Consider the following 8,187-nt stretch of genomic DNA (forward strand, 5'->3'; position numbering starts at 1 on the left):
CCCGAACCCATCGATGTGCCGGCCACCGAAATGCCGGAAGGACCGCCGCTGAACTTCCGCTGGCGGCGCGCGCTCTACCGGGTCAAGCGCGCCGAAGGGCCGGAACGCATCGCCGCCGAATGGTGGCGGGAAGCGCCAAGCGACGAGGCGGCATCGACGCGCGACTATTTCCGCATCGAGGATGCCGACGGCCGCCGCTACTGGCTCTACCGGCAAGGCCTCTACGGCGGCGCCTCGCAAGTCCCGCCGCGCTGGTTCCTGCATGGAGTCTTCGCATGAACGCGCTGACCGTCATTCCCTATGCCGAGTTCGGCATCCAGTCGAATTTCTCCTTCCTGCGCGGCGCCTCCAAGCCGGAGGAGCTGGTGGTCGCGGCCAAGCTCCTGGGCTTCTCGGCGATCGGACTTGCCGATCGCAACACGGTGGCCGGCGTGGTGCGCGCCTGGCAGCAGGCCAAGGTCGAAAAACTCTCCTATCACCCCGGCTGCCGGCTGGTTTTTGACGACGGCACGCCGGACATCCTCGCCTATCCCCAGGACCGCAAGGGCTGGGGGCACCTCTGCCGCATGCTGACGCAAGCCAATCTGCGCAACGAGAACGAAAAAGGCGCCACCCTTCTCCAGCGCGGCGACCTGCTCGAATGGGGTGACCTGATGTCGCTGGCGGTCCTGCCCGGTCTGTCGACGGGGGCGCAAGACAGTCTTGCCTTGCTTGGTGAGCTCAAGGGCCGTTTCGGCAGGAACCTGCGGCTTGGCGTTTCGCCCGACTACGCCGGCAATGACCGTTTCCGGATCGAGCAGGCGGCAGCACTTGCCGAGAGCGCCGGCATTCCGCTGATGGCGACCAACGACGTTCTTTATCACACCGCCGAACGGCGCCCGCTGCAGGACGTGCTGACCGCGATCCGCCTCAACACGCCCGTTGCCGAGGTCGGGCTGCAACTCTCCGCCAATGCCGAGCGCCATCTGAAGCCGCCGATGGAGATGGGCCGCCTGTTCCGCCGGCACCCGCAGGCGCTGGCCGAGACGCTGCGGTTTGCGCAAGAGCTGACTTTTTCGCTTGGCGACCTCCAGTACAATTACCCCGACGAGCCGACGGAATCGGGTCTTGGTCCACAGGCGGAGCTGGCGCGACTGGCGCGGGAGGGGGCGGCGAACCGCTATCCGGCTGGTGTGCCGGATTCCGTGACCAAGCGCATCGAGGAAGAGCTCGCTTTGATCGAACGCCTCAACTATGCCCGCTATTTCCTGACTGTCTACGACATCGTCAAGTTCGCGCGCAGCAAGGATATTCTCTGCCAGGGACGTGGATCAGCCGCCAATTCGGTCGTCTGCTTCTGCATCGGCATCACCGAAGTGGGGCCGGAAAAAATCGATTCGCTCTTCGAGCGCTTCATTTCCGAGGAGAGAAACGAGCCGCCGGATATCGACGTCGATTTCGAGCACGAAAAGCGCGAAACCGTAATCCAGTACATCTACGAGAAATACAGCGGCAAGCGCACGGCACTTGCCGCCGCCGTCATCAGCTATCGCGGCCGGTCGGCGCTGCGCGAAGTGTCGAAGGCGATGGGCCTGTCCGAGGATGTCAGGGCATCGCTTTCCGGCTCGATCTGGGGTTGGTCGACATCGGAGCTTGGCGAGAAGGAAGCCCGCGCCGGCGGCCTCGACCGCACCGACCCGGTGTCGAGGCACGTGATGGAGCGTGCCAATGAGATCATGGGCTTCCCCCGCCATCTCTCCCAGCATGTCGGCGGCTTCGTCATCACCAGGGACCGGCTCGACGAGATTGTGCCCATCGTCAAGACGGCGATGGACGAGCGCAAGATGGTCGAATGGGACAAGGACGATCTCGACGCGGTGAAGATCTTGAAAGTCGACGTGCTGGCGCTCGGCATGCTGACCTGCCTGCAACGCGCCTTCACCTTGCTCACGGATCACTATCCTAATGCGCGGGATGATTATGGGCAGCCCTATGTGTTGGCCACCCTGCCGCCGGAGGACAGGCAGGTCTACAAGATGATCTGCCGCGCCGACACGCTCGGCGTCTTCCAGATCGAATCGCGGGCCCAGATGTCGATGCTGCCGCGCCTCCAGCCGAAAACCTTTTATGATCTCGTCATCGAGGTGGCGATCGTTCGGCCGGGCCCGATCCAGGGCGATATGGTCCATCCCTATCTGCGCCGCCGGCAAGGCAAGGAACAGGCCGAGTATCAAAAGCCGGAGCTGGAAGCGATCCTCAAGAAAACGCTTGGCGTACCGCTGTTCCAGGAACAGGCGATGAATATCGCCATCGTCGCCGGCGGTTTCAAACCGGGCGAAGCCGATGAACTGCGCCGCGCCATGGCCACCTTCAAGCGCACCGGCACCATCGGCAATTACCGCGACCGTATGATCAATGGCATGGTCGGCAAGGGCTACACGAAGGACTTCGCCGAGCGCTGCTTCAAGCAGATCGAGGGCTTTGGCGAATACGGCTTTCCTGAAAGCCATGCTGCTTCCTTCGCCCTGCTCGTCTATGCCTCCTGCTGGTTCAAGACCTTCTATCCCGACGTGTTCTGCGCCGCGATCCTGAATTCGCAGCCGATGGGGTTTTACCAGCCGGCCCAACTCGTGCGCGACGCAAGCGACCATGGCGTCGACATCTGCGACGTCGACGTCAATTTTTCGGTGTGGGATTGTACGTTGGAAAAGGCGCCTTTCGATCCGGCCCGCATCCTGCCACGCCATGCCGAAATGCGCGACGTCATCGAGACGAAGCATGCCGTCCGGCTCGGCTTCCGCCAGATCAAGGGCCTGTCGAAAGAGCGCATGGAGGCTTTCGTCGAGCGGCGCGGCTCAGGCTATGTATCCGTCAGGGATGTCTGGCTGCGCTCCGGCCTCGATGTCGGCGAGATCGAAAAACTGGCGCAGGCCGATGCCTTTCGCTCGCTCGGTCTTGATCGTCGCGAAGCCTTGTGGGCGGTGCGCGCGCTCGACGGCAAGAGCGCCGCCGAAAGGCTGCCGCTGTTCGACCAGCCGGCGCTTCGCCTGCGCGAGCTGGAACCGGAGACGAGGCTGCCGAAAATGCCGCTCGGCGAGCATGTCATCCACGATTACCGCGCGCTCGGCCTGTCGCTGAAGGCGCATCCGGTCGCCTTCCTGCGCGAGCGGCTCGACCGCGCCGGCGTCATCCCCAATGCGAATCTTCCTTCCGTGCGCGATGGCAGGCGCGTCTCGGTCGCCGGCCTCGTGCTGGTGCGGCAGCGCCCCGGCAAGGGCAATGCGATCTTCCTGACGCTGGAGGACGACAAGGCGGTGGCCAACATCATCTTCTGGCAAAGAACCTTCGACCGCTATCGGCCTATCGTCATGGGGGCCCGGTTCGTCAAGGTCACCGGGAAATTGCAGTCGGAATCGGGTGTGGTCCACATCGTTGCCGAGAAGATCGAGGATCTGACGCCCTGGCTGACCGTGCTTCTGGAGAAGGTCAGCGAGGCTGCACCAGTGGTTCCTCCGAGAGACCTCGCCAAGGACGGTTCGGATCGCTTCAGCCCCGCCAAACAAAGCGCGCCGATCCGGCAGGATCTCGCAACGCTGTCGGAAGAAGCGGAACAGGTCATGCCCAAGGGGCGGAATTTTCAGTAGGCAAGGCCATGCCAAGAACGGAACGAAAGCGGACGTCGGCGATCCTTCGCGCCCCCTCTGTCCTGCCGGCCTATTGGGTACAAGAAACGTGCCCCTCAGCCCGGCCCACCCAAACGTGGCGGTGGCGGGGCCAGCACATCCTCCACCGAAAGCGTCCGCGCCTCGGAAGGCAGCATGATCGGGATGCCGTCACGCACCGGATAGGCAATCTTGGCGACCCTGGAAATCAGTTCGCCGCGCTCCGGATCCCAGGCCAGCGGCCCCTTGGTCAGTGGGCAGGCCAAGAGTTCCAGCAGCCTGGGGTCGACCTTCTTCCCGTCACGTCCGTCCGCCATCGCGCCCTCTTACTGCAAACTCGACCCAAAATCCTCATTCTCGCGCGCCAGCGCCATTTCGGTGATGGCGATCAGCGTCTCGGCCCGGGTCTTCAAATCCGCCGCTTCGAGCAGCGCCTGTTTCTCGGCTGGCCCGTAGGGCGCCATCATCGACAACGCATTGACCAGCATGGCATTTTCGGCCCGGCTGACGCTTTCCCAGTCGGCCTCGAGGTCGTTGGCCTGCAGATAGGCGCGAAATGCCTTGAGCAGCGATGGCCGGTCGATCTCGTTGCCCGCCTGGTCCTCATCGAGATCGGCAAGGAAAGGCGAGGGCTTGCACTGGCGAAACGGCGTCTTGACCGTCAATTCATGGGCGATGCGGAACCGGCACACGCCCTGCAGCGAAATCAGGTAACGGCCGTCGCCGCTCTCGGAAAAGGCGATGATGCGCCCGGCGCAACCGACATTGCAGAGTTCCGGCTCGCCGTCGTCGCGCAAGGCCCCGTCGAGACTGGGCTGGATGACGCCGATGAGCCGCGAGCCGGCGATCGCCTCGTCCACCATCTGCAGATAGCGCGGCTCGAAGATGTTGAGCGGCATGCGGCCTCCCGGCAGCAAAAGCGCCCCCTCGAGCGGAAAGATAGGGATCGTCGACGGCAAATCCTTGGCGAGCCGGTAATGCGCGTTTCCCGCTTGCACCTCATTCCTCCGATCGCGCCATCAAAAAGCGCGTGAGTTCTTGGCCCTAATCTGGCGCAATCATCGCCGACGCCAAGCCCGTGCGGCAAAACAACCGGCAGCCGGCTCAGGAAAACAGCAGCGCCGACAATTTGCGGCGCGCGGCCAGCGTCGCCTCGTCGGTCATGCCCCAGGCCTCGAACAGCTGCAGCAATTGCGTCCTCGCGCCATCCTCGTTCCAGGCCCGGTCGGCCTTGATGATGGCCAGCAGATTGTCGGCGGCGGCCGTACGGTCGCCGTTGGCGTTCTGGATCATGGCCAGATCGAAACGCGCCTGGTGATCTCCGGGATTTTCCGCAAGGCGCCGCTCGAATTCGGCTGGATTGCCGAGAGCCGCCGCCTGCGCCGCAACCGCCATCCTGGCGCGCAGGGCTGCCACCGGCGGCGCATCCTTCTTGGCCTCCGGGGCTGTTGCCAAAAGCGCCTCGGCGCCTTCCGTGTCGCCGGCCTCGAACAGCAGCTCTCCCAGTCCGGCGATCGCCTCGATCGTCTCCGGCGCCTGCGCCAGGATGGCGTCATAAATGTCGGCCGCGGTCTGCATGTCGCCGGCGTCGCGCGCCTCGGTCGCCGCAGCCAGAGCTTCGGCCACCGGCGGCGCGCCATTGCCCTTGCCGCCGACCTTGGTGATGAATTCGTTGATCTGGCTCTCCGGGATGGCGCCCATGAAGCCATCGACCGGCTGGCCGTCCTTGAAGGCGATGACCGCCGGGATCGACTGGATGCCGAGCTGGCCGGCGATCGACGGATGGTCGTCGATGTTCATCTTGACCAGCTTGACCCTGCCGCCGGCGGCCTTGACCGCCTTCTCCAGCTGCGGCGTCAGTTGCTTGCAAGGTCCGCACCAGGGCGCCCAGAAATCGACCAGCACCGGCTGGCGGCGCGATTCCTGGATGACATCGGCGGCAAAGGCAGCCGTCGTCGTGTCCTTGATCACATCGGCGGGAGCGGCGGGCGTATCGCCAAGCGCGACTTTCGCCGGCGCCGGCGCGGTTCCACCATACTGCACCGAGGTGGTGTACTGGCCGCCATTGCCGCCAAAGGGGCCGCCGAACGGATTGTTGTCGCTCATCTCTTTACCCTTCCGTGGCGCCGCCGGCCGGCGGCCAGGCGCCCTATGCTTCAGACCATCGGTTTTAAGCCATCCATGTGGCGATCACGCGGAGACTTTCAAGATAGCAGCATCGTGCCCGGTTGCCTCGACGAATCTGATCAGGTCGCTCGCTGCGATCGATGTCGTCGCCTCATTGGTCAGCGGATGCCCATTGATCACCGCATGCTCCATCAAATCCTTGTCGAGCACGAGCTTGACCCTGTTTGCCGTGTCGTTGATGATGCCAAAGACCGTGACGGCGCCCGGCGTGACGCCGAGCAGCTCCATCAGCATCTCCGGTTTGCCGAAAGAAACCCGGCTGGCGGCGCCGATCACTTGGTGGATCTGCTTCAGGTCGACGACCGCGTCCTCGCCGACGGTGACCAGAAAGAAATTGTCTTTCTTGTCCTTCAGGAACAGGTTTTTCGTGTGCCCGCCGGCGATCTCGCCGCGCAGCGCCTGCGAATCCGCGACCGTGTAGAGCGGCGGATGGCGCTTCGTCGAGGCGGCAATCCCGAGTTCGGCGAGAAAGGCCATCAAATCGGTTTCGGTCTTCGGCATCGGTTTCGTCTTCGTCCCGTTTCTCTAGCCAGCCGTTTACGGCCAATGGGGCAGCCGACACAAGACCGTCATGCGACATCACGGTGAGCGGCACCCGCCCTTTGCGGTGGCGCCCCCGCCGCGTGCCACTCGCGCGCCCGCCGGCGGCTTGCCGGCCTCGCTTGCCGGGTCGTAAAAAAGCCTGCGATTTCCCTGTTGCAATCGCCGCGCTCTTCAGCCATATAGGCCCGGCTTGCGGCCAAGACGCCGTGCGAGCGGGTGTAGCTCAGGGGTAGAGCACAACCTTGCCAAGGTTGGGGTCGAGCGTTCGAATCGCTTCACCCGCTCCAAATCTTCTTAGATTTGAAAAGCATAAAGGGCCCGGGTAACCGGGCCTTTTTGCTATCTGGCGCCGGGGAGCGCCAGGGGGAGTGCGTAGATCGGCACAGTCACCCGCGCGGTCGACATGTTCAGTCAATTTTCGGGCAGGCCGACGCATCTCCGTGAAATTCCGCTTTCTAACTTTCATTAAAGCTGAATCAATCTTCAAAGCCGGTTGATTCGGATTTGAACTTGAGCTGCCGGGCGTTGTCGCGAACGACGCTAACTTCACTGTCTGCAAAGCCGTCGCTCGCTTCGGCCTCGATTTCGAGCGTTAGTTTCACCTTCGCACTGTGTGTGCGCTGAAGCTCCATCACCACGGCATTGAGGATCGCGTCAAATGATTTAACGGGGCGGACCATGTCGAGCTCGACAGAGCCATAGAAACGTCGAGGTTTGCCGGGTGCGGACGGTCTTGTTCCGCCAGGGTCGGGACTGCCCGGATGAGCTGTCGAGCCAGGCAATGCCCCTGGCTCCAACCGAGGCGCAGGGACGCCTTCTTCGTTTAGTTGCTTCTGCGCCTCCGCTTCCCGCACGATCATCGCCGTTAGAGACGCGAACTCCGGTGGGTTCTTTGCCCAGATCAGCCTATGGTACTTTCCCGTGGCCTGGTCGAAGCCATCGGCATAACCGAACTGTGGATCGAGTTTCGCAATAGCATCGCGAACCGAGCCTTCCAGGACGATCCTATCGCGCAATTTCGGCAGATAGACATAAGCCGCAAACCAATCGGCGATTTCGGTAATGGATAGGTGGGGGCGATCATCTGGCCAGATCGGCTTCAGCGCGTGCCAAAGCCGCTCGGTGCCCAGCTTTTCAAGGACAATCCCGTCGGCCTTTGTCTTATCGTAGACAACATGTGGGATCGCGGCCCTGTCGCGAGAGGAGATCAGGCTATGTTCAAGATCGAAGGGCTTTCCGGGGGTTTCGCTCTTTACCGGATAAAGTATGTGGCTCCAGGCAGCGCGGATCGCTTTCAGCGCCGACTCGCGGTTGGTCTTCGCCTTATCCTTGGCATCGTCGGCTTGCGTTCTTGTTGTCTGCGATCGGAGGCGACCTTTCTCGTTGTTCACGTCATGGTCGATCGAAGCCCACGCCATCGCTTTGCGCATCACTTCCCGCGCGGTGTCTAGGTTCGCTTCATCAGGAGCGACGAAGATAAGCGTATTCCGCAAGCGACGTTGGGAAGCACGGCACCTCATTAGTGCATCCGCCACGGCGTCACTCGCTGGCGACATTGCGGCTCCTCTCCCTGCGTGAACCAGACTAGGATTCAGGATTACAAGCGAAAGCGAATGCGCTTCGTCGATCGTCACCGGATCGTCCGGCGCGGCGAAGACGCGATGGAACCCGCCTTTGCTGGCTGCGTCCTCGCGGAGCACTTCGGTGATTGCGGCATCGACTTCGTGATCCGGCAGCGCTTTGGCGCGATCGTCAGCTAGGCGGTTCAGGGTGGGCTGGGTCGAAAACCAATAGCGACCCGCCTCTTCATAGTGGT

General features: G+C 62.9%; 7 protein-coding genes and 1 tRNA gene. 3 read left to right on the forward strand and 5 right to left on the reverse strand.

The annotated features are described in order from the left end of the window. Together EN925_RS13285 and EN925_RS13290 are read left to right on the forward strand one after the other, a co-directional pair. Positions 1-279: DUF6504 family protein (locus tag EN925_RS13285; protein ID WP_245487222.1), on the forward strand; the 279-nt coding region annotated here is incomplete at its 5' end. Further along, on the forward strand, positions 276-3,623 hold the full coding sequence (locus EN925_RS13290; protein ID WP_128336597.1) for an error-prone DNA polymerase: 3,348 nt from the start codon (positions 276-278) through the stop codon (positions 3,621-3,623). The genes EN925_RS13285 and EN925_RS13290, both read left to right, overlap by 4 nt. Before the next feature lie 95 nt (positions 3,624-3,718). Here EN925_RS13290 and EN925_RS13295 read toward each other — a convergent pair whose 3' ends face one another. The 4 genes from EN925_RS13295 to EN925_RS13310 all read right to left on the reverse strand — a co-directional run bounded on the left by EN925_RS13295 (position 3,719) and on the right by EN925_RS13310 (position 6,329). Then, positions 3,719-3,958 carry a Trm112 family protein gene (locus EN925_RS13295; RefSeq protein ID WP_127388386.1) on the reverse strand — a complete coding sequence of 80 codons (240 nt, stop codon included), beginning with the start codon at positions 3,956-3,958 and terminating at the stop codon, positions 3,719-3,721. Positions 3,959-3,967: 9 nt separating this feature from the next. Continuing rightward, positions 3,968-4,639, reverse strand: coding sequence for an LON peptidase substrate-binding domain-containing protein (locus EN925_RS13300; protein ID WP_013528774.1), 672 nt, complete (start codon positions 4,637-4,639; stop codon positions 3,968-3,970). 106 nt (positions 4,640-4,745) lie between these two features. Then, positions 4,746-5,747 carry a thioredoxin gene (gene trxA, locus EN925_RS13305; RefSeq protein ID WP_063169575.1) on the reverse strand — a complete coding sequence of 334 codons (1,002 nt, stop codon included), beginning with the start codon at positions 5,745-5,747 and terminating at the stop codon, positions 4,746-4,748. Positions 5,748-5,831: 84 nt separating this feature from the next. Further along, the gene (locus tag EN925_RS13310) at positions 5,832-6,329 is read right to left on the reverse strand and encodes a prolyl-tRNA synthetase associated domain-containing protein (protein ID WP_127384857.1); all 498 of its coding nucleotides are present in this window, start codon (positions 6,327-6,329) and stop codon (positions 5,832-5,834) included. 254 nt (positions 6,330-6,583) lie between these two features. Between EN925_RS13310 and EN925_RS13315 the strand changes: the two genes are divergently transcribed. After that, positions 6,584-6,658: transfer RNA gene (locus EN925_RS13315), tRNA-Gly, on the forward strand. Between the two features lie 189 nt (positions 6,659-6,847). On the opposite strand, the gene EN925_RS13320 is transcribed toward EN925_RS13315, so the two are convergent. Further along, positions 6,848-8,187: DUF499 domain-containing protein (locus EN925_RS13320; protein ID WP_128336598.1), on the reverse strand; the 1,340-nt coding region annotated here is incomplete at its 5' end.

Source organism: Mesorhizobium sp. M7A.F.Ca.US.006.04.2.1 (assembly GCF_004022915.1).
Lineage (GTDB): Bacteria > Pseudomonadota > Alphaproteobacteria > Rhizobiales > Rhizobiaceae > Mesorhizobium > Mesorhizobium ciceri.